The following is a 1460-nucleotide window of genomic DNA, read 5'->3' as shown; positions in this document are numbered from 1 at the left end:
CGCACGCTGCGGGGACTGCCAGGCATGAACCATGCAATCCCTAGTTCGCGCCCGGACCTTGCGTTTGAACGCGTCGATGCGCCTCAATCCGATCCCAAAAAAGAATAAATGCATTCAAAGATGTCAAGTGAAAAATGTACTATTTGCGCGACAAGTCGGGCAATTTGACGCATTTTTCCAGGTTGAGAGCCGTCGTTTGATGGCGGGCGAGCATTTAGGTGTGCGCACGATGAAAAGAGGGGTCCCATGACTTGCTTCATGGCGAGTGAGGGATTGACGGTTTTCTTTACAACATCTTGATTAGGCTCCCATGCGTGTCCTTCTTCACTCGCTACGCGCGGTCATGCTTGCTGCTTGCATCAGTTCGTTCGGACTTGCGGTGAGCAGCGCGCACGCTGCGGAATTTATTGCTACTTGGCGTCTGATGTCCACGACCAACGCGCCCACATGGCGCGAGTGGAGCGCCATGACTTGGGTGGACTCGCTTAACCAGGCCGTTTTGTGGGGAGGGGCTGGCGGCGGGGCCTATCTAAACGATATTTGGGCGTTTGATCCGCTTGCTAAGTCATGGACGGTGCTTGATCCCAATGATGGTTGTGCGGGTAACACATCCTTTGATAGACCCAATGGGTCAGACGAAAGCGGCGCCGTCTTCGACCCTGTGAATAACTATTTCTGGCTTTGGAATGGTGGGCGTGGATATTCGTGTGAAAGCCAGCCCGGCTTCARGCGGTCCGCTGGCGCGGGTACAACAGGGACGGTTTTGGTGGATCAGACGCTGCTCGCCACTACCAATGACTTTTACAAAGACTGGATTGTGCGAAATGCCGGGAGCGGTACTGCCTTGGTGCTCTCCTATAACGCAGCGCTTAAGACACTGCAGTTGGATAAGGATATTGGCATAATTGCCGGCGCGACCTATTCGATATACGCAGACTTCGGAAGCGGCGCCTGGGCATACGACCTGACCACTGGGCAGTACAGCAAGCTGATGCAGCGTCATTGGGGTTATTCCGGATTGGCACCTACGGAGCGCCGGAGCCCTGGGTTTGCTGCAGATGGGGTCAATGCGTATATGTTCGGCGGTGCCAGTGACGACAACGCATTGTTTCGATTGAATTTCTCGGCTAAAGAATTCACTCTTGCCATTCCCGCTGGCCAGGGAACTTCGCCTCCGCCCCGCGGTCAGATTGAGAATCAGTTTGTCTACGATTCCTTCAGTCGCCAATTCGTGCTTTTCGGAGGGATATGCTTTGATCGGCAATCTGTGCGGTGCACCAACGGTGTCTATATCAAGGACACTTGGCTCTACGACCCTGCAACCAACAGCTGGATGGAAGCCGCTGGAACCGTTGGCCCTAGCGAACGTAGCCAAGCGCAGATGTATTTCGACTCGAAGAATGGGGTCGTCGTTCTATCGCAGATGTATTTCGACTCGAAGAATGGGGTCGTCGTTCTAT

Annotated in this window: 1 protein-coding gene; it reads left to right on the top strand. The window is 54.1% G+C overall.

The genetic code is table 11. From position 1 onward, the window contains the following. Nucleotides 1-310 precede the first annotated feature (310 nt). On the top strand, nt 311-1460 hold a 1150-nt coding region (locus ACXRVZ_RS27565), incomplete at its 3' end, for a hypothetical protein (protein WP_458233124.1).

The sequence above is a fragment of the Roseateles sp. P5_E8 genome (assembly GCF_054177665.1).
This window is presented reverse-complemented; position numbering and strand designations above follow the sequence as displayed.